Raw genomic sequence first — 25,036 nt, 5'->3', positions numbered from 1 at the left:
GCCGAAGGCGAGGTCCCGGGTCGTGGGGGCTACTCGTGTTCGGGCAGCAGCGGAGCGGACAGGCCCGGATCGCGCCCGAGGTGCGCGGCCCTGGACACCGAGGTTGCTCCGAAGCGGTCCCGCACTGCGTCGACCACCGTGTCGAGACGGGATCCGTCACCCCAGTCGATCGGCAGCTCCGGTTGGATGCTGTCGGCGTAGCCGAGGTGCGACAACGAGATGCCGATGAGGGTGATGCCGCGTTGCTCGACCACCGGCCGGGCCGCGGCGAGCAGGCCTTGCGCGACCGTGAGCAGCACCGCGGTGCGATCCGTGGGCGAGCGGAGCGTACGCGACCTGGTGGCTTTCGCGTAGTCGCCGTAACGCAAACGCAGCACGACGGTACGGCACATCCGGTCTTTGTCGCGCAGCCGGCGAGCGAGCCGATCGACGATCTGCGTGAGGATGAGCCCGAGTTCCTCGGCGGTGCGAGGACGCGTGCCGAGCGCCCGTTGCGATCCGATGGACCCACGGTGCCGCGTCGTGTCGACCGGACGCGGATCCCTCAACCGGGCCAGCGCGTGCACGTGCGCGCCGACCGCCTTGCCCAGCGCCCTTCGAGCGGTGTCCTCTTCCAGCTCGGCCAGCTGGCCGACGGTGTGAACGCCGAGCCGGTGCAGCTTCTCTGCCGTGACGGCGCCGACTCCCCACAACCGCTCGACCGGCAACGGAAGTAGGAATTCCTCCTCACGATCGGGTTGGACAACGAGGAGCCCGTCGGGCTTGCTCACCGCGCTGGCGACCTTCGCAAGGAACTTCGTACGCGCCACCCCGACCGAAATCGCGAGCCCCACCTCGGAGCGAACCCGTTCCCGCAGGCGCACCGCGATCTGCTCCGGTGTGCCGGCTATGCGTCGAAGACCGCCCACCTCCAGGAACGCCTCATCGATGGAGAGACCCTCGACAAGGGGCGTCGTGTCACGGAAGATCGCGAACACGTCCTTGCTCGCTGCGGAATAGGCATCCATACGCGGCGGCACCACGACGGCATCCGGGCACAGGTCGCGCGCCTGACGCCCGCCCATCGCGGTGCGCACGCCGCGCGCCTTCGCCTCGTAGCTGGCCGCCAGCACGACTCCGCCACCGACGATGACCGGCCGTCCGCGCAGCTGCGGGGCATCGCGCTGCTCGACGGAGGCGTAGAACGCGTCCAGGTCGGCGTGCAGCACGGTTGCTTCGCCACGCATGCCAGCCTCCTCGCGCTCGTAGGTTTGTTCGAATCATCGCACGCGCGGCTGACATCTCCCAGGGCTAGCTCATCGTGGAGCGGATCGCTCCCCTTCGGCGTACGGGGCCAGTACGCCGGCGAGCGCTGCTGTGTACGGCGTCTCCACACCTGATTCAGCTCCCATTCGGATGACCGAGCCGGCAAGCCAGGGAAGCTCGAGCCGATGGCCATGCTGCAGATCGTGGAGCATCGACGAACTCATCTGCGGCGGCAAGGTGTCGCAGAACTCGAGCTGCTGCTCGGCGAAGTCGCCTGGAAGCTTCGCTCCGGCGGCGCCTCCCACCGCCGTCGCCTCCGCGAGCACCTCGTACAGCACCTGACGAGCATCCGGGTTGTCGCGAAGCACGCCGATCGGCTGACGTGCGGCGCTTGTCACCGTGGAGAGACCGACGAGGAAGACGAACTTGCGCCACAGCACGCTTGTGATGTCGTGGCTCAGCTCGGTCTCGATTCCGGCACCGCGGAAGGCGTCGAGGATCTGTTCGGATCGAGGGCTCTGCCGCCCGTCGTATTCGCCGAACACGATCCGCGCGAGCGCTCCGGTGTGACGGATCACGCCGGGCGCCTCGATCGACGCCGAGATGTAACAGGCGCCGCCGAGGATGCTTTCTCTCGGCAGGTACCGGCCGAGCGTCTCATCTTTCTGCACGCCGTTCTGGAGAGAGATCACGGCGGCACCGCTCGCCGCAAGAGGCACGAGGCGCTGAGCGATGTCGTCGGTGTCCCAGAGCTTGACCGCGATGAGCACCAGGTCGGCATCGTGGACCTGGCCGAGATCGTCGGTCGCGCGAACGTCGGTGAGAACTCTCGGGGCGAGCTCGCTTTCGACTCGGAGCCCATGGGCACGCATGGCGGCCAGGTGGTCGCCTCTGGCGATGAACACGACATCCTGCCCGCCGGCCGCGAGCTGAGCCCCGAAATAGCCGCCCACTCCCCCGGCTCCCACGACGACGATCTTCACGTGATTGCTCCTCTCGCCTCAGCGCGGTTGGTCGTCGGCAGAAGCAGGTCGAGCTGGAACCCGGCATCGGTGCGCTGAGCCTGGACCGTGCCGCCGTGCGCCTCGACGATTCCGCGCACGATGGCCAGCCCGAGGCCCGCTCCGGCCGGTGTGCGACCTTCCGAGTCGTGGGTGCGCGCCGCATCCGCCCGCCAACCGACATCGAACATACGACCGAGGTTCTCCGCCGCAACCCCGGGGCCCTGGTCGATGACGCTCAAGATGAGCTGGTCGTCATCGAGTGCGTCGGCACGGATGAGCACGGTGCTGTCGTCCGGACTGTGCCGCAGGCTGTTGGCCAGGAGGTTCCCGATCGCGCGCGTCAGTTCCCTCGGGTCGGCCCAGAGAACTCGCCCGCCGACGCCGTCCTGCGCGACAGTGATGCCACGCGCCACGGCGATCGGCTGCACGTCGGCGACGGCATCGCTGACGAGGTCGAGGAGGACGACGGGCTCAGGGTGCAGCTCCAAGGTGCCGGTCTGAAGCCTGGAGAGCTCGAAGAGATCCCCGACCATCTGGTTGAGAGTGTCGACCTTGGCACGGATCACCTTCACGTACGCCGCAGTGTCCGGTGCCGTTCCCTCCTCGAGCGCTTCTGCCATCGCTCCCATACCGGCGAGGGGCGTGCGCAGGTCATGGGAGATCCAGGCGAAGAACTGCCTGCGCGCGGCATCCAGTTCGGCGATCTGAGCGCGCGCCTCGGCGAGCCGGGTCGAGGTCTCGGCGAGTTCGGCCGAGACGTCGTCGAGCTCACGCCATCCCGTGGCCACCGGCTCCACCACGTCGCCGGCGCCGATGCGTCGCGTATCGTCGATCAGCGCCGCGGCCGAGATCCGTGCGCTGCGTCCCGTGATGACCCAGGTCGCAGCCATGCTGAGCGCGGCCGAGATCGCGATCACCCAGCTCAAGACGACGACATCGTGGCCGGCAAGGTACATCTCGGCGGCCACGGCAAGCGTGGAGACGATCACCGACAGCAGCGCTCCGGCGAGAATCACCGCGGAACGGAGACCGACGCTCCGACGTCGGCTGAGCCGGAGCGCGAGCAGCGTCGCACCGGTCACGAACGCGGTAGCAGCCAGCGTGGTGCCGGCGATGAGCGCGAGTTGCGGCATGCCTAGCACGGCGCCCCCTCCTCCACCGTGAAGCGGTAACCGGCGCCCCACTCGGTGTGCAGGAAGCTCGGGATGCGGGCATCCGGTTCGATCTTCTCCCGCAGCCGTCGCACGTGCACGGTGACGTTCGACGCGTCACCGAAATCCCATTGCCAGACTTCGCGCAAGATCTCCTCACGGCTGATCACGCGACCCGGGTTGCGAACCAGATAGAGGAACAGCTCGTACTCGCGGGTCGTCAGAGCGATCTCCTGCTCGCCGGCCCAGACACGCCGGTGCGCGGCGTCGACCCGGAAACGGCCGGCCGTGAACGTCAACGGCGCCGCGGTGCTGCTTCGCCGCAGCTGTGCGTTCACCCGCAGTTGCAGCTCCCGCAACGAGAAAGGCTTGCCGAGGTAGTCGTCAGCGCCGCGCTCGAGACCATCGATCCGTTGCTCCACGCCGTCGAGCGCGGTGAGCATGATGATCGGAACGTCGGAGATCCGCCGGATGCGCCTGCACAGCTCATCGCCGTCGAGACCCGGCAGCATCCGGTCCAGGATCAGCAGGTCGGGCATCCGCTTCTCGATCTGGTGCCAGGCTTCCCGGCCGTCGGCGAACGGCTGAACCTCGCAGCCGGCGGCGCGCAGATGATCGGCGACAACGGTGCGCACCGCTGGGTCGTCTTCCACGACCGTCACGCGTGCGCCTGTCTGCATGACTTCGAGCGTAAGCGGGGCGCCGGTGCTCTGCGCCCGCCAATTCTTACAGCTCCGAAATGTTCGCTTACAGATCCGAAATCTTTGCCGGATGCGGGCGCCGCCGTTGGTTCACTTGCCCCGAACGCCATCCATCTCTCAGGAGCAAACACATGAAAGCCCTCTCTCGACTCGGTCTCGCCACCATCGCCACGGCCGCCTTCGTCGGCATCGGTGTCACGGCCGCGAACGCCACGCCCGCGCAGCATCCAGCGCCTCCCGGCGGCACCGTCTTCGTGCAGACGGATGGACTCTCGGGCAACCAGATCGTCAGCTACGATCGCCTGGCCGACGGGACCCTGCGGCAGGCCGGGATCTATGACACCGGCGGCAACGGCGTGGCGCTGAACGGGTCGGTCGTCGATCACCTCGCCTCGCAGAGCTCCCTGGTACGAAGCGGACAGAGCCTGTTCGCGGTCAACGGCGGCAGCAACTCCGTCACCTCCTTCACCGTCGCCGGCGACAAGCTGATCCGCCGTCAGGTGGTCGACTCCGACGGCCAGGCACCCGTCTCGATCGCGGCATACGGCCATCTGGTCTATGTGCTGAACGCACGCGGCGGCGGCTCCATCCAGGGCTACCTCAACCTCGGTGGCAACCTCATCGCCGTGCCTGGATGGCACCGCGATCTCGGCCTGGACCCGAACGCCACACCCGAGTTCACCAGCACGCCTGCCCAGATCGCCTTCACTCCGGATGGATCGAAGCTCGTGATCTCCACGAAGGGCGGCACCAGCGCCTTCGACGTCTTCTCGCTCGGCCTCCTCGGCCCCTCGCTCCAACCCGTCGTCAGCACCTTCGCAGGCGACGTTCCGTTCGGCTTCCAGTTCGACGCGACCGGTCGCCTGATCGCCAGCGAGGCCGGCCCGAGCGCCGTCGCGAGCTTCACCGTCAACCCCGATGGCACCGTGACGAAGGATGCCGAGCTCACCACCGGGCAGAAGGCCACCTGCTGGATCGTCGTCGACGGAGACCGCGTCTACGCGTCCAACGCGGGCAGCGGCACTCTGAGCGGCTACCAGATCGGCCAAGACGGGTCGCTCAGCTCGATCGGCGTTACCGGTACGGATGCGGGGACCGTCGACGCCGCCGTCAGCGCTGATGGCCACTATCTGTATGTTCAGACGGGTGCTGCCGGAATCGTCGACGAATTCGAGGTCGGGAGCACCGGCATCCTGCAGGAGATCGGATCGGTGACCGTGCCGAACGGCATCGGCGGTGAAGGAATCGTCGCCGGCTGAGTTCTGCAACGACGGCCGGGGCTGACGCGTCTGTCAGCCCCGGCCGTTCTCTTGTCGCGATCCGATTGTTCCGGCGCCGAGCCTGCCGACTGCACCGGGTTTCGCGTGAGAATGTCAGCCATGGCATTGAGGCGATGGGCTCAGACCTTCGCGGGCGGACGGTTCGCGTCGGGCATGGCGCGACTGAATGCACGGCATCCGTGGAGTCACAACGACCACTTCCACGCCTGGATCCTGGCGAATCTCCCTCCCCGGCGCCGTGCAGCGCTCGATGTCGGCTGCGGTCGCGGCGAGCTTCTGGCGGCCTTGTCTCCCTACTTCGTGACTGTGCAGGGGAACGACATCGACGCCGGGATGCGAGAGCAGGCGACGGCCCGCTGCACCGGGCTGTCCAACGTGACGGTCCGCGACGGGGAATGGACCGACGTTCCGGGGCCGGTTGACGCGGTGACCATGATCGCGGTCCTTCATCACCTCGACATCGCCGCAGCACTGCACCACGTTCGTCGCATTCTGGCTCCCGGTGGGCGATTCCTCGCCGTCGGTCTTGCCCGGCCGGTGAGCGCTGTAGACCATCTGTGGGACCTCGCGTCCATGGTGACCAATCCCATGATCGGCTATGTCAAGCACCCGTGGCTGGCCGTCGGGAGCCCGAAGCCCGCGCCTTTTCCCGTTCGAGACCCGACGATGTCATTCGACGAGCTGAAGAAGACGGTCGTGAAGATCATGCCGGGAGCCGTGATGCGCCATCACCTCGCGTTTCGGCATACCATCCTCTGGACGAAGCCCGCGTAACCACGGCGGCGGGCGCCAGCTGTCCGCTGGGCGCACCAGCTCGCATCCGTGCGGGACGACGCGAGCCGGTCAGGGCCCGGTCGCCACAGGGCACGAGTTGGTGCCGAGATAGGGCAGCGCCTTCGAGCCGACGACGATGCCGAAGGGCACGCTCGTGCAACTGGAGCCGTCCACCTTTCCGGTAGCGGTGTCGGTGAAGATCATGGCCCCACGGGTCGCGCCGGAAATCGTCGCACCCTCGATATCCGGGGTCGCCGAGCCCGCGGCCTGGATCGCGAACTCGCCCCCTGTGAACACGTCACTCGTGACGGCCGGCGCTGCCGTATCGAGCGCGGCGACGCCGACCGTGTTGTCGCTGAAGTGACTGTCACGAACGGCGCCGGTGCTGCTGCCCGAGAAGCAGACCCCGCATCCTCCGTTCGAGGTGATGGTGAGACGGCGCAAGCTCGCCGCCTGTCCGACCGAGAGGATGATGCCTCCCCCCTCGTTGCCGTCCACTGTCGAGTCCGTCATCTCAAGGGTCGTGCCATGAGTTCCGGCGCCCTCGCTCGAGGACATCAAAACACCGATGCCGTCGGAGCTCCCGGCGGGCGGTGCGGGGGCCGGCGACCCGGCGCTCGCGGCGGCGCCGCCCTTTGCAGCGGCCCCGCTCACGCGCACCTGGGTGAGCTCGAGCGACGATGTCGGACCGCCGATGATCACGTCCCCTGAGGATGCTCCGCTGTGCACGACGGCGAGGCTTCGGAACTCGACACGGCCGTCGGTGAGGTCGACGACACCGGCACCGCCGGCGGTGGTGTCGATCGTGGTCGCCCCGATGCCCGCACCGACGATGCTGACCGCGTCGAGTAGGACGAGCGTGTCACTGAGTCGGTATCTTCCTGCGGCCAGCTGCATCGTCGAGCCGGGGGCGAGCCCGGCGACCACTGTGCGCAAGTCCGCTCCGGCGGGCACGTCGACCGTCTGGGCCTGCGTGCGAGCGGTTCCGTCGAGCGAGGCCGTGAGTTTGAGGAGCACCGCCTGCGCGATGGGCCCGTTCGCGGTGACTCCGCGGAGCCCCTTGTCGAGCCGGGCCCGGAAGTCGGTAAGGCTGCACTTGCCCGCCGCGACGCTTCTCTGCGCTGCACCGACGGCCGCCTGCAGGCGCGCGCCGTTCGTCGACGATGCGGCACCCCGCCCGCTGGCAGGAGGCGACGAGGGTGACGAGGACGACGGGTTCGGCGAGGCGAGCGCGGAGCCGTAGGCGGTGACGTATTGCTGAACGGATGCCACGAGCTCGGTGCTCGCTGCAGTGCAGCCGAGAACGGCCGACGCGGACCCGCTCGGGGCGCCCGTTCTCGACGGTGCACCGGCACTGCACCCGGACAGCACGATCGCGGCGCACAACGCCGCGATCAGCCGTACAGGGTGCCAGTGCGTCATGTGTTCAATCTAAGGCGTGCCTGCCTGCGCCGACGCCTCGAGAAGCGGGCCGTGGATGCGGCGACGAGGAGCAGCAGCGGGAGAAGTAGTAGCAGCAGCAGCGGCGATGAGGGATCCTGCCGCTGCCCGCTTGTGGCGTAGCCCCGTACGCTCGCCAGCAGAGTGGAGATGGTGACGGCACCCGACTTCTTCCCGTTGCCGTTGCGACTGCTGCCGGCCTCGGCGATCGCGTTGGCCGTGGCGCTGCTGGTCGACGTGGCGCCGGCACCGCCACCCTTTCCCTTGCCGTTGTTCCCGGTCGTCCCGCTACCCGACGTCGTAGCGACCGTGCCCGCGGTGGGCGTGACGGGGGTCGTGCTGCCCGAGACGGTCTCGGTCGGCGCGCTCGGGTCGTAGGTGGCGGGCAGCGGAGCCTGGTCGATCGGCCCGCCTTCGATGTGCCCGACGGGCTGCGGATCGGTCGGCCCACCGGTCTGGTCGGAGGTGACGAGACCCAGCTCACCCGCCGAAACGGTCAGCAGCGGATCGGCGCCCTCGACGATGCCGAGCAGCGTCAGGAGCGACTGCAGCGACGGGGAGTGGTTGCGGCTGATCGTCGGCTGCCCGTTCGGCGAGAACGGGACGAGGAAGGTGTTCAGCTCGCCGCTCCAGTCGATCAGGCTGTCGCCGCTCGTGTTGGCGATCAGCACGTCGTATCCGGCGCCGCCGAAGGCGATGTCCTCGTAGGTCGAATCGGTGTCGGGCTTGTCGTTGGCGAAGCCGTCGGTGGCGAGGTTGTCGTCGGCGTTGAGGAGGTCGTCGCCCGTACCGCCGAACAGCATGTCGTTGCCCGTGCCGCCGACGATCCAGTCGTTGCCGAGGTCGCCGAAGATCACGTCGTTGCCGTCGCTGGCGGTCTCGGAGGTCTGCGTGCAGTTGCCCTTCTTGTCCGCTGCGGTGCACGAGGGAACGAGCGGACCTTGGCTCGCATCGTTGTCGAGGAAGAAGAGGTAGGTCTCGTCGCCCGTGCGGTTCAGGGTGCCGTCGGCGTTCAGGGTGATCCTCGTCCGCGGGTCGTTCGGGTCGTAGAGCGTGAACTCATCCGTCGTGGAGTTGAAGCCCAGCAGGGTTCCGTCGTTGAACGGGTGGTTCCAATCCACCTCGACGAGCGTGCCGTCGAGCCCGGGCGCCCACGAGGTGGGCAGGGCCTCGGCGCCGCTGATCGCGTCGCTGCCGGCGCCACCGTGCAGGAAGTCATTGCCGTCGCCGCCGAAGATCACGTCGTTCTCGACCTTCGGGGCGGGCATCGTCACGGTCGGGTCGGTGGGATCCGCGGTGGTCAGGTTCAGTTCGTCGGCCGGCTCCAGAAGGGTCTTGAACAGCTGCCCGGTCGCCAGGACGGTGGTCTGGATCTTGTCGCCAGAGTCCGCGATGGTGACCTCTGTGTTCGCGGAGGTGACGCCCATGAGCGGCTCGGTCATGCCGTTGCGGCTGGTGAGGATGGTGCCGTCGTCGCCGAGGATGCCATCGGTGCCGGTGCCGCCGTCGAGGAAGTCGTCGCCCCAGCCGCCGATGATGTCGTCGTCGCCCGCGTCGCCGTACACCACGTCGTTGCCACCGCCGGCGTAGATGGTGTCGTCTCCCGCCCCGCCGTGGATCTCGTCTGCGCCCCAGACGTCGACAGTCCCGGTGCCTGCAGTCGCGGCATCCGCCGGGGTGAAGCCCGGGAAGTCCGTCGGCACGAGGTCGGGGCCGCCCGGCGTGTAGTCGAGCAGTACGACGGCGCGGGGCACGAGCCCGCTGTCGTAGGTGAAGTGCAGCAGGGCGTCATTCGCATCCACCAGGCGCACGATGTCGCCGTTATCGCCGACGATGACGTCGGAGTCGCTGGCGGTTCCCGGCGTGTTGTCGCTGTATCCCGTGTCGGCGCCCGTGCTGCCGAAGATCAGGTCGTTCCCGTCGGGGCGCTCTTCCATGGTGGTGCGGCCGAAGAAGTCGCTCGAGCCACCGATGATGTCGTCGTCGCCGCCGTCGCCGAAGATCGTGTCGTTGCCCCCGCCGCCCTCGATGTAGTCGTTGCCGTCGTCGGCGGTGACGACCGAGGGGATGACGCACAGGCCGGCCGCGGAACGGGAGGCGATGACATCCGTGCTCGCCTTCTGCGCCGCCGTGCACGGCCCGACCGCGTCGGTCCCGTCGGCTGTGTCGATGCTTCCGTCGCCCTGGATCGTGTCATCGCCGAGCTCGCCGAAGATCACGTCGTCGCCGCCACCGCCGGCGATGTAGTCGCTGCCGTACGCGGTCTGGTCGGTCTGCTGTGCGAGGAGGTCGTCGTCTTGGAAGGCGATGACGAAGTCGGCCCACCACGCACTGCCGCCCGGCTGGTTCTCCGGGGTCGCTCCTGCCGTCGGCGGAAGGTCGACGGCGCCGGTCGTCGGGTCGTAGATGGTGGTGCCGTCGAGCGTCTGGAAACGCAGGCTTGCGAAGTCGCCGAAGTTCGTCGTGCGGTCGATGGTGACGTTGTCGCCGAAGACGAGGTCGCTGCCCTCGCCTCCGTCGAGCCGGTCGCCACCGGTGCCGCCGATGACGATGTCGTCGCCCGCGCCGGCGTGCACGGTGTCGGCTCCGCCGATGGTGTCGTCGATGACGGCGACCTTGAGCAGCTCGAGTGCGCCTGATTCGGCGCCGAAGGTGAGGCTCGCGTGGTCGCCGACGACGACGTCGTCGCCCGCGCCGCTCGCGATGGTGTCATCGCCGGCACCGCCGAGGATCACGTCGGTGCCGGAGCCCGATGTGATGGTGTCGTTCCCGCCGTCTGCAGGGTCGGTCGTGGTGAGGATGCCGGCCGAGATGGGCAGGGTGCCCCAGGTGGCCGTCGAGCTGTTGTTCGCGGAGTATCGGCCGTTGTCGCCGAGCACGATGTTCTGTCCGTCGCCGGCATTCACGGTGTCGGCGCCGTCGCCGCCGAACACCAGGTCGTCGCCGGCTCCCGTGGAGACGGTGTCGTTCCCGCCGACCGTGGGTGCTGTCGTGACGGCGACGCCGACCAGGTGGTCCTGAGCATCCGTGAAGTCGCCGGTGCCGCCGTTTCCGCTGACCGCGACCGCGGCCGCTTCGAGTGCGATGAGCTGGTCAGGGGTCAGGGCCGTGTCGCCGAGCGGGAGCTGCGGTACGGCGCCCTGCTCGAACCAGAGCACCAGGCCCCGGTCGCCGAACACCAGGTCGTCGCCCTGGCCCGCCGTGATGCGGTCGTCGCCCTGGCCGCCGAAGATCACGAGCGGCAAGGTCGAGGCACTCGCGTCGACCGTGTCGTCATCACTCAGCGCCGGGTCGGCGATGGGGCCGGATGCCGGGACCGTGAACTCGGGCACCGCGGTCGTGCGGGTGACATCGACGACGACGTAGGAGGGGCCGTCGTCGGCCGTGAGGTCGGCAGGCTCGCCGGTTGCGGGGTCGGCGCGTCCCAGGTCGTGAGCCGACCCGGGGTCGAAGCTCAGGACTCCGCCCACGACCGAGCAGACTTGCGTCTCTGGCCCGCACAGCTCGACGCCGTTCACGAACACGCGCGCCGAGTCGCCCGGCTGAAGGCTCACCTGCTGCATGCCGGACTCGAAGCCCTGCGTCACGAGCTCCGTCGTGAGGGTGACGTCGACGGTGTCGCCCGGCTGCAGCGAGTCGAACAGCCCGACGGTGTCGAGCTCGCCGTGCACGACGAAGCGGCTGAGGTCGAGTGGCTTCCCGTCGACGGTGACCGAGACGGTGGATGCCGGGATCAGCGCCCCGTCGCCCGTCGCGAGCGAAGTGGGCAGCGGCAGTTCGTTGTTGTCCGGCCCCTGGGTGTCGAGAATGAAGAATCCGTCCTGTCCGTCTGTCAGCCCGGTCGTCACGTTGTCGTCACCGAGGCCGGTGTTCAGCCACGTGGTCTGACGCGTGCCCGCGCGGTAGAAGGTGCCGTCGACGGCGAAGGAGTCCGCGCCGGATCCGGACCAGATGCGGATGCCCGGGTCGAGTCGCCCGTCGGCTGCCGCGCGCCACGTGATCGAGCCCGTCGCGAGGCCGACGAGGGAGATCTCCGGCGCCCCGCCGAGGAAGCCCTCGCCCGCGGTCACGGCGGCGTCACGCGCGGACGCTTCTGCGACGGAATCCGTCATCAGCACATTCGCGTCGCCCGCCACGCTCGCCTCATCGCTGATCAGCAGGCTGTTCGCGTCGCCTGTGCCGAAGTCGAGGTTGAGGGTGCCGAGGATGCCGTCGAGCTCGCCGGCCAGGAACTGGGGGTGCGCACCGAGGGGCTCGTTCGCGAGCGAGGAGACGAACACGCTGTCGTCGCCTGCGCTGAGCGAGACGTTGGTCTGCGCAGACGTGCCCTGTACGTTCAGCACGTCGTCGCCGCTGCCGAGCGAGACATCCATCGTCTCCAGGCCGGCGAATTCGACACCGTGCTGCCGCGCTGTCGAGAACGCGGCCGTGGTTTCGGTGAGGGTGGCGGCGCTGCCGATCGCGGAGAGGCCGATGGTGACGGGGTTCGCGGGGTCCGCGTTCACCTCGCCGCGGAATCCGATCAGGAACTCGCCGCCGAGCTGCCACACGTACACGCTCGGTGCACACGCGGTCGTGGGCGGCGTGCCGCTGCCGCACAGCTCGGACACGCCGGGGTCGTCTCCGGCGGTCTGCGGGAAGAGCAGGAGCTGCAGGGCGAGCTGCAGGGCAGCCGCCGACTCGCCCGCGACGACGGTGACCGCGCCGATGCCGGTGGTGATGCCGCCGATGGTGGCGTTGAGCATGAGCGTGTACGCCGAGCCGTCGGCGGGCGGCGTGACCGAGTAGATCCGGTCGAGCGGGCGGCCGAGCTCATCCGGCGATGTGCGAGCAGTCACGTCGGAGGTGGTGAGCGAGGTCTGCGTCAGCGTGGCATCCACTGCGCTCGTCTCTGCGCTGTCGTCGATCACCGCGGTGTCGTTCCCGGAACCGCCGTCGAGAGCGAGCAGCGCGGAGAGCATCGTGAGGAGGTGGCTCGCCGTGTCGACGTCGAACGTGTCGTCGCCTGCGCCGCCGTCGATGAGGGTGTGGCCGGAGAGCGAGACGACGTTGAAGGTGTCGTCGCCTGCGCCGCCGTCGATCTCGGTGGTGCCGTCGTGCGTCGTATCGATGGTGAATCTGTCGGCGCCGGAGCCGAGGTCGATCCGCAGGTCTTCGAGGCCGGTGTAGTCGATGCCGCCGAAGAAGCGCATGCCGTCGATCGTGACGCCGGCGTCCATGCCGAGGCCGGAGAGGTTGTCGAGACCGGTGAGCGGGTCGATGCCCAGCACGTCGGCCGGGTCGTTCGCCGGGCTGTCGGCGTCGTCAACCGTGAGCGTGTCGACCTGACCGGACTCGATCTCGTCAGTGCTCGGGGCCGTGGCCGGCAGCGGGTGGCCGGAGGACTCGCCGGGCAGCAGCACGGGAAGGTAGGAGTCGAGGTCGGGCACATCGAACGGATCGGGGTCGTCGCCGCCGTTCACGCTGAGCGGACCCTGCACGCCCATCGCCCGCTCCGGCAGGTGCGGGAACTCCTGCAGATCGCCGCCGTTGACGACGCCGTCGTCGAGTGCACGCACCGTGATGTTCTGCACCACGTTCCAGTTCGCGGCGGTGAACGTGAGCGAGATCGAGAACCCGTCCGCGCTGACCGTCTCGAAGGCCGCGTTGGCGGGGTCGGCGATGAACTGCAGCTGGATGCCGTCGCAGATGCTCTGGCCGAGGCCGCACTGGGTCGAGCCCGGCGTGAGGTCGAGGCTCCGTGTCGCCGTAGCGGTCAGCGTCACGGTCACCGTGCCACCGTCGGCCGGGGCCTGTGTCAGACGCACCCCGATCGAGTCGGTCGCGCCGTATTCGTCGCCTGTGGCGCCTTCGACCAGGCGGGTCGAGCCGTTCGTCTGGGTCACGACCACGTCGGGTGTGTCGGTGTCGTACACGAGGACCGGGACGGAGGCGACCGTGACGCCAGGGACGTCGGTGACGACGACCTGGGTCGAGCCGAGCGTGAACAGCGCGGCACCCCACGCGTCGGTGAGAGTGATCTCGTTCGCGGTGTTCGAGGCGATCGTGCGCACGAACGTCGAGCCGGTCCTGCCGACGATGCGCAGGGTGGCGCCGACCAGCGCGCCGGGCGTGAGCGTCGCGCCGGTCACCGTGAGGGTGTCGATCTCACCGAAGCCGTCACCCGGGTCGGACTGCGTCACTGCGGTGACGGTGAGGACGCCTGCCGGCGCGGTGGCCGGTGCCTGGTAGCCGAAGATCTCGAAGGCGTCACCTGCGACCGGCAGGGTGTCGAACGGGGTGTCGACCGTGATCACGTTGATGGTCGCGCCGTCGACGGTCTCGACCGCGACGGCGAGCACGGAGCGCACCTGTCCAGCACCGGCGCCGGAGGTCATGACGACCGTGTACCCGACGAGCCCACCGTCGACCGGAGTGCCCGCGAAGGTGAACTCGTCATCGCGGCCCGTCGTGCCGGCCACCGTACCGGTGATGGCGTCGGCGCCGTTCGCGGAGACCACCACCGTCGCCGTGATGTCGAGGATGTGCTGGCCCTCGACGACGCCGTCGGCGGGCGCCAGCACCTCGAGCTCGATCGGCGCGGTCGCGTCTGAACCGGTGAAGGTGAGCGTGACGGAGGATGCCCAGGCGCCGGAGTTCCCCACCCGGAGCTGCAGCCCTTCGGGTGCCGTCACGACGACGGTCACCGCGCCGCTGATCACGGCACCGCGAGGCAGCTGCACCGTGAAGGTCGAGATCTCGTCGTTCGCGGTCGTGGCCGCGCCGGGGTCGGTCGTCTCGACGACCGTGTTGCCGTTGGGGTCCGGTGTGACGACGACCGCTGGCTCCTGGGCGTCGATCACTCTGACCGCAACGTCGTTGACTTCGATGCCGTTGTAGGAGCCCGGGGTGCCGTCGGCCCTCGTCGAGTTCACCGCGACCTGCAGTGCCGCCGCCTGCGTGCCCTCGGGGAGCAGGTCGAACGCGGCTCGGACGAACAGCGTCTGCCCGGCCGTCGAGCCCGCCGCGAAGAAGAGCGTCGCACTCGTGCCCCAGTGGATGCCGTCGGCCGACAGCTCGACCGTGGTCGAGACGCTGGGGTCGTCGCTTTCGATCGGGGCGGAGATGGTCACAGAGACCTCGGCGTCCGGCGCTAGCGTCGGCCGTACGGTGAGCTGCTCCGTCACCCCCGGCGTGGCCTCGTTCACGGTGAGTTCCGGAGATCCGTCGGCGGGTGCGATCACGATCGCGGGCGAGTCGGCGTCGACGATCTCGGCGGCGACACCGTCGACCGAGACGTTCTTCCAGGCATCCGTCAGCCCGGATGTCGTCTCGACGGCCGACGAGTCGATCAGCCCGGTGTGGCCGAGGCCGTCGTTGGATTCGACCGGCTGGGCGTTGCCGCCGACCTGGACGGTGTCGCTGCCGTCTCCGCCGAAGATCTGGGTGTCGACGCCGGGGTTCGTGGAGAGCACGTAGAAGGTGTCGTTGCCCTGCAGGCCCTCGATCTTCAGGTCCTCGACGTTCGTGTAGGTGATGTACCGCCCGGCGCCGTACACCGCGTTGTTCGTGATGACGTACTGGTCGCCGAACTCGGTGCCGATCACGATCACTGTGTCGAATCCGTCGCCGCCGTCGACCGCGACGGGCGCGTTCATCGCGTAGGCGATCAGGTCACTGCCAGCGCCCGCGTTGACCTCGCTCGTCTGCGACTGAAGGGCGAAGCTCTCGATGATGAAGGTGTCGTCGCCGTCGTCGCCGTTGAGGGCGAGCACGGCGAGGTTGTGGAAGACGTTGAAGGTGTCGTCGCCGTCGTCGCCGTTGATCGTGGCGGCGAAGGAGATGCCGTTGCTGAGGTCGCCGCGCGTTGTCGCCGCGAAGTCGGCCGGCGGGATGCCGAACATGGCGGTCGGAACGTAGTTCGTGTACAGCTGGCCGACGTCGAACGTGTCATCGCCGGCGCCGCCGTTGATCGTCACCGCCGCGGAGGTGTCGTCGAGGGCGAAGAAGTCGTTGCCGCTGCCGCCGTTGACGACGACGCTGCCGCCGAGTGCGCCGGGGTACTCGACCTCTTCGGCCGCGGTGAAGGCGCCGGTGCCGGCCTGCGGGGCGGAGAGCAACGCGACGAGGTTCCGGCGCAGCAGGAACGTGTCGCCGAGGTCGGAGCCGTTCACGATGAGGTTGTTCACGCCGCCGTCGCTGTTGCTGTCGACCACGTCGATCAACGAGTCGCCGTTGCCGAACAGGTTGACGAGGAAGTTGTCGGAGCCGCTGTCGCCGTTCAGGGTCAGCGTGTTGCCGGCGAAGGGGTTGGGTGTGCCGTCGGGGTCGGCGATGCCGTTCGTGACCAGCCAGTCGTCGCCGGTCCCGCCGCTCACGCTCGTGGTGCCTCCGATGGCCTCCACATCGACGCGGTCATCGCCGGCGCCGGTGTCGATCGTGGTGGTGCCGGCAATGGTGTCCTCGACGTCGAGGGCGTCGTCTCCCGAGCCGAGGGAGAGTGCGAAGCTCTCGAACGCCGTGTAGTCGATGAGCCCGTCGCTCCCCTCGGCGAAGCCGGTAGCGAGCGGCTGTGCGCCGGGCGCGGCCGACGCGGTGAGCGGGTGCAGCGCCGAGGACTGCACGCCGACGATCGGATCCGCCCATCCGGAGTCACCCGCGAGCGCCCCGGCGTAGGTGATCACCCAGACGCCGCCCTCACCGGTGACGAGGACGTTGCCGGCGCCGAGCACGGCGGCGAGCGCGTTCTGCACCGTGAGTGCCGAGGCGTTGTAGTCGATCTCGGCCGTGGTCGCCTCTGTGGTCGCGCCGTTCACGCCGGCGACGTCGACGGTGATGGTGAACCGGCCACCGAAGGCACCCGCGACGGTGACGGTCTGCACCAGGCTGGGCCGCGCGTGCGAGCCGTTCAGGTTGGTGCCGAGGCCGGAGATCGAGTCGTCCGTGACCGTGCCGATACGGTCGGTGGTCGCGCCGGTGTCGATGACGTCGAGCGTGTCACTGCCTGTGCCCGCGTCGATCGTGAGGAACGAGCCGATGCCGTTCAGCGTCGCGTCGGTGCCCGAGACGGTCGCCGTGTCGTCGCCGGCGCCGAGCTCGACGGAGGTGGGTCCGCTGACGGTCTCGATGTCGACCGTGTCGTTGCCGGGGCCGGCGTTGAGATCGGTGGTGCGGGATGCGCCGTTGTGCGTGCTCTCGATGGTGAAGGTGTCGTCTCCCGAGCCTTCGGTGATGCCCAGCGACTCGAAGTCCAGGTAGTCGGCGCCGGCGGCGGACATCCCCAAGCCCCTCAACTGCGTCGAGGTCAGCGTGCCGGTACGACCGACGGTGTCGCCGGAGTCATCGAAGCTGAGCGCGTCGATTCCGATGCCGCCGTCGATAGACAGCAGGGCCTGGATGCCGGTGAGCACGCCGCCCGTGTTGGCGATCAGCGTCGGGGCGCCTGTGGCGTCGTCGGCGGGCGCCGCGAGGCTGCCGACGGCGATCTCGTCGTTGCCGTCGCCCGCATTGATGGTGTGGACGACGTCGATCGAGTTCACGAACACGCGGTCTGCTCCGGCACCCGTGTTGATGGTGACCGACTGGATGCCGGTGTGGTCGATCGTGGTCGATGCCGGGTTGCGGTCCGGGTCCCACTCGGTGGAGACGATCTGGTCGGTGCCGCTCGCATCGGTTCCGATGGCGACGTCCTCGCGCAGGCTCGTGCCGTCGACCTCGAGGCTGTTCGTTCCGGCGCCGCCGTCGATCGAGTCGCTGGACCCGGCGGAGTCGAGGGTCGAGATGACGAACTGATCGTCGCCGCCGAGACCGTCGAGCGTCGCGGCACCCGTCCAGCCGACCACCTGGAATCTCCGGCCGTTCGCGACGAGCGCGCCCGTTGCGTTGCCCACGAAGAAGGTGTTGTCTCCGGCCCCGCCGGTGAGCACCGCGTTCTCGAAGATGCCGCCGAGGTTCTCGACGGTGGCTGACGAGAACGTCGCGGTGGTCGGGTTGCCGGCGGAGCTCGTTGTGGTCGCGGTGCCGATCACGAGAAGGTTGTCGGTCAGCTCGAAGTCGCTGTCGAAGGTCTCGATCAGGGTGTCGTCCCCACCGGCATCCGTGAAGGTGTCGGTGCCGGCGCCACCCGTGACGGTGTCGTTTCCGAGACCGCTGTCGATCACGTCGTTGAAGGGCGAGCCGATGACCCGGTCGTTCCCGTCACCGGATTCGAGCGTCAGTGCGAGCTGGTCGGCCGTCTCACCCGATGCGTCGATGATGTCGTCGCCGCCGAAGGTCTCGACGGTGAGCGCGTCGCCTTCTGCCCGAACGCCGTGGGCGATGACGACCGAGTATCCCGTCCCTCCGGCGACGGGCTGGAGCGATACGTCCGTGGCGGTGACCGGGATCGGTGCGCTCGGGTTCGGCACTGTGGTGAACGCGGGCACGGTCGACACGGTCGCCCGTGTGGCGACGGTCTGGCTGCCCTCGACGGTGACCTTGTCGGCCGACCCGTCGGATGCCGGCGACACGGCGCCGAGGTCGAGGTTCAGCGTCGACAGCCCTGAGCCGGTGAGGTCGCCCACCGTGATCGTGTCGGCCCCTGCACCCGCACCGATCGTGACGGTCTCGACGTTCGTGAGCGTCTGCGAGCTCGAGCCGGCTCCGATGTCGAGGGTGTTCGCGCTGGGCGTGGACACGTCGATCGTGTCGTTCGTCGCGCCGAAGACGGCCTGCAGAGTGTCGCTGCCGTCGCCCCCGTCCACGGTCACCGAGTGCGGCGCCGTCTCGTCGATGGCGAACAGGTCGTCGCCCGCGTCGCCCTCGTACGACCCTGCGAGCCCTTCGAAGCTGTCGTCCCCGGCGCCGCCGATCAGCGTGTCGGTGTCGCTGCTGCCGATCAGGATGTCGTTCCCGGCGCCGCCGTCGAGCTTTGCGGTCCCGCTGCCGACGTGCTGCAGAACATCGTCGCCGGCCCCGCCGGTCACGGTCGCGTCGCCCACCACCGTGATGAGGTCGATTCCGGGGCCTCCGTCGATGGTCGTGGTGCCGCTGGCCGCGACGCCGGCATCGTCGACGATGTTGCTGTCGTTGTTCGCCGCGTCGGAGCCTGCGGCCTCCGTGCCGCCGAGGGTGATGGTGAGCGGCACCGTGACGGACGGGTTGACGTAGAGCTGGTCGTTGCCGTCGCCGAAGTCGCCCTTGATGCCGCTGACGTGCTTGTAGACCTGGGTGCGGCCGTACGCGGTGATCTGGATCGTGGCGTCGCCTGGACCGCCGCCGATCTGCGTGATGTTGTAGGTCTCGTCCGGAGAGCCGGTGCCGATGTTGCGCGCCGCAGCGAGGCTGCCGACGTTCAGGATGAGCTCGCGGGGGGTCGAATCGGTGCTGTCCCATGTGCGGTTGCCGGAGGTGCCGTCCGACGCCAGGTACACGGGCGGCGGGAGCTGCAGCACACCGAGCTGGATCCTCACGGTGCCGCCGATGCTGAAGAAGAGGAAGTGCACCTCGACGTGCACGCTCAGCACGATCGGCACCTCGCCGTTGTCGTTGGCGTCACCCGTGTCGAGCGAGAACGATGCGTCGACGCTGATTCCGGCGAGGCTGATGCCGAAGGCCCGCACCGAGGCATCCCCGCCGATGCTGAGGAAGAAGCGGTACTCGTCGCTTCCGTTGAGCGTGTAGTGCTGTGAGGTCACCTGCACGTGGAAGTCGCCGACGATCCCGTAGTCGGAGCTGCCGAGCACGAGCCGGCCCGAGAGCTCGAGGTCGAAGTTGCCCAGGGAATCGAGGCTGATGCTGCCGGAGAGCGACGCGATACCGAAGAAGTCGAGCGACGCGTTCGCCGACAGGCTCCAGTACTCCTGGCCGTCGTTGTTCGTGACCGTGATGCTGAAGCCGGCGTCGAGGTTGAAGATCTTGAGGATCGACAGGGTGCCGGTCAGCGACAGCATGAAGCCGCTCTGCACCGTGATCGGGCTCGTGCCGCCATTGTTGAACGTGACGGCGGCGCCGGTCGTGTTGATCGCCAGCGTGCCGGATGCGCTGATCGAGAAGATGGCGGCGTCTGCAGTCGCCGTCACTGCCAGGCTCAGCACGATGCCGTTGCTGAAGATTCCGACAGCGCCGTCGGCCGAGAATGACAGGCCGCCGATACTGAAGGCGATCTGCAGGGTCATCTCGAACCCGCCGGGGCCGGCCTCGATGAAGACCATGCCGCTGCCCTGGATGACTCCGAAGATGTCGACGGTCGCGGTGACGCTGAGCTCGAAGCCGACCGGTACCGACGTCGGGGTGCCGTTCACGTCGAACTGGACGGTCGACCCGGTCGTGTTCAGGGCGAATGTCGCGCTTCCGGCGATCGTGAAGTCACTGCCGACGCCCAAGCTCACGGTCACGTTGGCGAAGGCGACGACGCCCGCGCTGCTCGCCATGAAGTGACCCGTGATCGCGACGTCGCCGAGCGGGTTCAGGGCCGCCTTCCCGGTCACTGCCAGGTCGAAGCCGAAGTTGCCAGGAGCGGCGCTGAGGTTCAGTGTGGCGCTGCCTGTGATGGTGAGCGTGGTGCCGATGATCACGGAGCCGGCCAGGTGCACCATGAGGCTGTCTGCGGCGATGGTCTCGTCTTGCACCACCGGGTTGCCCTGTGCGTCGAGCACGAAGCCGCCGAAGACCCCGTTCGTCTCCTGCACGGCGAAGGTCTGCACCGTCTTGTCGGTGGAGAGCGTGTTGATCTCGACGAGCAGCTGGCCGGTGAACGAGAGATCGGGGATCGCGCTGCCGAGCGTGAGCTGCACGCGGCCCACGACGCCGGAGTCGAGAGGGTTCTGCGTGTCGATGTACAGCGCGAGAGCGATCTCACCAGTGACCGAGCCGAACACGGGCAGAGTCGCTCCGACGTTCCCGTCGAGCTGCAGCACGGCGTTGCCCGAGCCGTCGACGCTCGCGGTGATTCCGATGGTGCCGATGAGCGTCAGCGCCCCGTTGCCGATGTTCAGCGTCGCGTTGACGATCGCCTTGACGTACACCGCGCCGCCCGCTGGGGCGTTGGGATCGCGCTTGCCGTCGAGCCCAGGCGCCGCGCCGAAGATCGTGATCGTGCCTGGGTCGTTCGCGCCGAGTGTCGCGGCGAACGAGTCGGGGACGGTGAACACCACGTCGTGCATGGTCGTGTTGAACCACACGGTGACGGATCCGCTCGCGCTGAGCCCGGTGATCCCGTCGAGCCCGATGTCGCCGCCCGCACCGACGGATACCCGCCCGGCGACGCCGTCGCTTTCGACCACGAGCAGCGCCGAGACGCTGCCGTAGTGCACCTGCGCGGCGCCGATGCCGAACGACAGGTCGCCCTGCGCGAAGATGTCGAGCTCGAAGCTTCCCTGGGTCTGCAGGTGGATGTCGATGGCTCCGTCGAGGTCGAGGAGCTGCGTCGTCGTTCCCGGCGCGGTGACCGCCAGCACGCCCGAGAGCTGCAGATCGAAGCTGCCGCCTTGCAGGTTGTACGTCTTCGTGACATCCGTGCCGTTCTGGCCGATGCCCTTCAGCGTGATCGTCTCGTCCTTCTCGACTCCGGTCGTGTTGATCGCGAGTACACCGGTCACGTCGAGGTCGATGCCGTACTTCTGCAGGCCGGAGAAGTTCGTCTGCAGCGCCGCGACACCCCACAGGCCGGGAGTGGAGGTCGTGGTGTCGCCGAGGTCGAGCACGAACTCGCCGCTCGTCGCCCCGACGGTACCGAGGCCGATGACGCTGAGCTCGCCGTCGAAGGTGAGCGTGAACACGTCGCGGGTGGTGTCGACCTCGAGGGTGACGTTTGCGGTGAGGTCGACGATCGGGTCGCTGACACCGGGCAGCTGCAGCAGCAGCTCACCGGAGATGTCGATGAAGAACGACTGGGCCGGCTGGAGCAGCGTGAAGCTCGAGCTGCCCGCCGTGCCGAGGTTGCCGTCGCTGTCCTTCCATGTTCCGGCGACGACGCCGACCGTCACCGGTCCTGCCGCGAGGTTGCCCGTGAACATGTACCGGAACTCGTCCGGGCCGACCTGGACGACCGGGACGGTGTCGGGTGTGAGCCCGGCGATCGGCGCGAGCTCGTCGCCGTTGACGGATGCCGCGTCGACGCTGCCGGTCGCCGGCGTGTAGTTCATGTCGAACCATGCGCGGGCGTAAAGAGTCGTCCAGTCGCCCGAGCTCACGGCATCCGTGAACGGCGTCTCGACCGTCGCCTTGTTCGTCGCGTGGCCGTTCGCGGTGATGTCGGCCGCTGCGTTCGGGTCGCCGTCGGTGTCGCCGCTCATGTCGGCCCAGCTGTTGGGCAGGAGCGTGAGGGTGAGCTTCTCGGGGTTGCCCTTGTTGTCCAGCAGCCAGCCGGTGAAGAAGTACCGGTAGGTGTCGGTCGTGCCGGGGACCAGCACGGGGGCGCCCACGAGCTGGATGGCACTGTTCGGCTTGTCCGGCATCGCGAGCGTGAACTCGGCTGGGCTGTCGAGGATGGTCGTCGGATCGGCGTTCGGGAAGGTGACGTCGACCCAGCTGCGTCCGTTGAAGTCGAGGGAAGACAGCTGCTGCCCGTTCGACGGGTCGGCGATGGCGCTGATGGTCTGTGCGACCGTGAAGGTCTCGCTCTGTGCCAGGTCGGCGATTCCGGACAGGTCGCGGAAGCCGCCGGCTGCGAAGGACAGCGTGTAGAGGCCGGGGGTGAGATCGGATTCGAGCGCGTAGCGCCAGATGTCGGTGCCCGGCTCGCGCACCGGGCTGCCGAGCGCGACGACGGCGCCGGATGGGCCGGTGAGGGTGAACTCGTTGCCGTCGATGGTGGCGGGGTCGATGTCGAAACCGTCGGTCGGGTGGTAGTCGATCTCGAGGTAGCCCTGGCCGTTGATGAAGCCGATGCCGACAGAGCCGTTGTTGAGGGAGGCGGTGGTCGGGTTGCCGTTCGCGTCCGTCGCGGACGTGTTCACGATGTCGCCGGAGGTGCCGGTGACGGTGAAGCCGAGGGTGCTGGTGAAGCCCGCAGGCGGAGCGCGTGCGCCGCTCGTGATCACGGTGCTCAGGTCGATGGTGAGCGTGACCGGGCCGGGGGCGAATGCACCCGCCAGTACGAACATGTACTGGTCGCCGCCGAGCCCGACGACCTGGCTGATCGAGACGCCGGCCGCGCCAGCACCCCCGAGCGTCGCCCATGACGGGGCGCCGCTTCCGGTGATGTCGAGACCGCCGGGCAGGTTGTCGACGTCGACGATCAGGAAGTTGTTCTTGTCGGTCGTTCCGTTCTCTGCGAACGTCTCCGGCGACGGCGCGTCTGCACCGTTGGCGTCGGAAGCGCCGGCATCCACCCCGGCGGCGTACTGGGGCTGCACCGTGAGGCTCCCGGCCTTGGTCGGATCGCTCGACGGGCCGAAGGTGGGAGCTGCGGTGCCTGCCGTCTGTGCACCGATGTACGTGACGATCACCGGAATCGAGTAGGTGCCGCTCGCGTCGGGCAGCAACGGCTGGCCGGACGGGTCGATGGTGACCCGCCAGTCGCTCGCCGCCAGGGCTTTGCCGTTCGAGTCGAATCCGGTGGCCCCGGTGGCCGGAATCGCGAGCTGGATGCCGGCCGTGTTCGGGTCGGCGTCCTGGAACAGCGCACCGAGTTGCGGCAGCGTCGAGGCGTCGAGCACGAATCCGGCGGGGAGGTTCGACGCCGACAGGGTGAGCGTGATGGTGGAGGAGCCGCTGGCCGTGACGGTGAGCGTCGGCGCCGGCGTCGGCGCGAAGTCGAAGGACCACGAGCCGGGGAGGAAGGTCAGGGTCACGTCGCCGCTCCCCCATTGGCCGGTGAGGAAGTAGCGGTAGATGAGCGAGCCATCCGCGTTCGTGCCGATCAGCACCGGCGCCCGGGAGGAGTCGGGAACCATGGTGCCGGCTCCCGGTCCGCTCAGCGTGAACTCGGGTGCGGCATCCGTGATCGACGCGGGGTCGACCTGCACGACACCGCCCGAGGCGTCCTTGCCCTGTGCGTAGGTGACGTCGACGTAGTCGCGGTCGTTCAGCGCATTCACGTCGATGCTGGCGCCGTCGCCCGGGTCGGCGAGCGTCACGGTCGCGCCCGTGACCGTGAACGAGAGCGTGAGGTCGGCGTTCGCCGCGCCGGTGATGCTTCCTGACGTGAGGTTCGCGAAGTAGTTGGACGGCAGCTCGAGGCTTGCGACGCCGACGGGGATTCCGTCGGGAAGCGTGTTCGGGAGGTCGAAGGTGTAGCGCAGAGTCGTCACACCGGACATCGCCATCGCGTCGGCCAGCAGGGTGTCGTCGTCGAGCCCGGCGGCGTCGGCTGCCGTGACCGTGCTGTTCACGAGCATCAGCGAGTCGAAGACGACCACCGTGTTGCCGTTCGCATCGACGTAGGTCACTTGCCGGTCGGGGCACATGCCGGATGCCGCCGGGTCGCCGGCGGAATTGCACGCGACCATGACGGTGCCGCCGACGTGCAGCGCGAAGTACCGCACACCGGAATCCGTCGTCACCGAGATCACCGGAACACCGCCGGCGAGCGTGATCTTCGTGCCGGAGCCGGCCTTCGCACCGCCGACCATCAGGGTGAGCGGGACGGCGTTCGACCCGGACTGCTCGCCGAGCAGCGTCGCCCAGTCGATTTCGGCACCCGCCGGAGCGTGGAAGCTCACGTCGATGTAGTGCGAGCCGCCGGCATCCGTCGTGTTCAGCTGCCCCTGGTCGATGCTGCCGTTCGTGCCGACCGGGTCCGTGATGTCAGCGGTCGGCGGCGTCGCGGCGCCCGGCGTGGCAGAGCCGCCGCCCGGCACGTCGAACGTCACCTCCTGCCCACTCGAGTCGCGGAATCCCATGTCGAGCTTGCCGTCGATGGTGAGGATGCGCACCTGGTCGGGGATGTCGGCGAGGAACAGGATGACGACCTTGCCGTCTTGTACATCGGACAGGTCGGCGTACAGCCGGCCGGAGAGCGACAGCGCGTTGTCTGCGAAGTTCAGCTTGCCCTGGATGAGGAACTTGCCGTCGGTCGAGATGGCGATGTTCACCTGCCCGTTGAAGACGGCCTGGGACGTGAACAGCGAGTAGATCGTCGCGGAGCCGGTGATGGTCATCGGCGCGGTGAAGGCGGCGAGGAATCCGCCCATCGACGGGTTCTTCGCGATCTGCTTGGCCTGGGCCGCGACCTGCTGCTGCAGGGTCGCGAGCCAGGTGTCGGCGCTCTGGTTCGTGGGCGCGCCGATCTGCACGTTGCGCAGCGCGGTCGGGTCGTCCTCGCTCGGCAGGGTCGAGAAGAACTGGACGCCCGCCGAGAAGTCGTTCATCACGAGGCCGATCTGCGGAACGAGCAGCACCCCGCCGGGCACTTCGATGTCGAGGTACACCTGAAGCGGGCCGAGCTGCGAGAGGCCGATGCGAATGGTGAACCCGCTCATGCCTGCGATCGAGAAGCCGCCCTGCAGGCCGAGGTAGAACACTCTCTGCGCGACCGTGGT

At 68.6% G+C, this 25,036-nt stretch carries 8 protein-coding genes (1 of these 8 running past the window's edge); 2 read left to right on the top strand and 6 right to left on the bottom strand.

Annotation, left to right across the window (positions count from 1 at the left end; all coding sequences use genetic code 11):
• Positions 1-29: 29 nt before the first annotated feature.
• The 4 genes from dinB to ACYVI5_RS00220 all read right to left on the bottom strand — a co-directional run bounded on the left by dinB (position 30) and on the right by ACYVI5_RS00220 (position 4,080).
• A complete protein-coding gene (gene dinB, locus ACYVI5_RS00235; protein ID WP_460578490.1) occupies positions 30-1,226 on the bottom strand; it encodes a DNA polymerase IV in 1,197 nt (398 codons plus the stop codon).
• Between the two features lie 69 nt (positions 1,227-1,295).
• A complete protein-coding gene (locus ACYVI5_RS00230; RefSeq protein WP_460578489.1) occupies positions 1,296-2,228 on the bottom strand; it encodes a ketopantoate reductase family protein in 933 nt (310 codons plus the stop codon).
• Complete coding sequence (locus ACYVI5_RS00225; protein ID WP_460533510.1) at positions 2,225-3,382, bottom strand: sensor histidine kinase; 1,158 nt, start codon at positions 3,380-3,382, stop codon at positions 2,225-2,227. The genes ACYVI5_RS00230 and ACYVI5_RS00225 overlap by 4 nt, the downstream gene beginning before the upstream one ends.
• 2 nt (positions 3,383-3,384) lie before the next feature.
• On the bottom strand, positions 3,385-4,080 hold the full coding sequence (locus tag ACYVI5_RS00220; protein ID WP_460578488.1) for a response regulator transcription factor: 696 nt from the start codon (positions 4,078-4,080) through the stop codon (positions 3,385-3,387).
• Between the two features lie 152 nt (positions 4,081-4,232).
• Between ACYVI5_RS00220 and ACYVI5_RS00215 the strand changes: the two genes are divergently transcribed.
• Together ACYVI5_RS00215 and ACYVI5_RS00210 are read left to right on the top strand one after the other, a co-directional pair.
• Positions 4,233-5,360: a lactonase family protein gene (locus ACYVI5_RS00215; RefSeq protein WP_460578487.1), complete on the top strand. Its 1,128-nt coding sequence runs from the start codon at positions 4,233-4,235 to the stop codon at positions 5,358-5,360.
• 120 nt (positions 5,361-5,480) lie between these two features.
• Positions 5,481-6,155: a class I SAM-dependent methyltransferase gene (locus ACYVI5_RS00210; RefSeq protein WP_460578486.1), complete on the top strand. Its 675-nt coding sequence runs from the start codon at positions 5,481-5,483 to the stop codon at positions 6,153-6,155.
• 69 nt (positions 6,156-6,224) lie between these two features.
• Here the strand turns inward: ACYVI5_RS00210 and ACYVI5_RS00205 are convergent, their stop codons facing one another.
• On the bottom strand, positions 6,225-7,577 hold the full coding sequence (locus ACYVI5_RS00205; protein WP_460578485.1) for a right-handed parallel beta-helix repeat-containing protein: 1,353 nt from the start codon (positions 7,575-7,577) through the stop codon (positions 6,225-6,227).
• Positions 7,574-25,036 carry the 3' end of a beta strand repeat-containing protein gene (locus tag ACYVI5_RS00200; protein ID WP_460578484.1) on the bottom strand. It continues 20,703 nt past the right edge of the window, so the window shows 17,463 of its 38,166 coding nt (coding positions 20,704-38,166); its start codon lies off the right edge, out of view; the stop codon is at positions 7,574-7,576. The genes ACYVI5_RS00205 and ACYVI5_RS00200 overlap by 4 nt, the downstream gene beginning before the upstream one ends.

This window comes from Humibacter ginsengisoli (genome assembly GCF_054780095.1).
The sequence above is the reverse complement of the archived record's forward strand: the minus strand, read 5'-3'. Positions and strand labels throughout refer to the sequence as shown.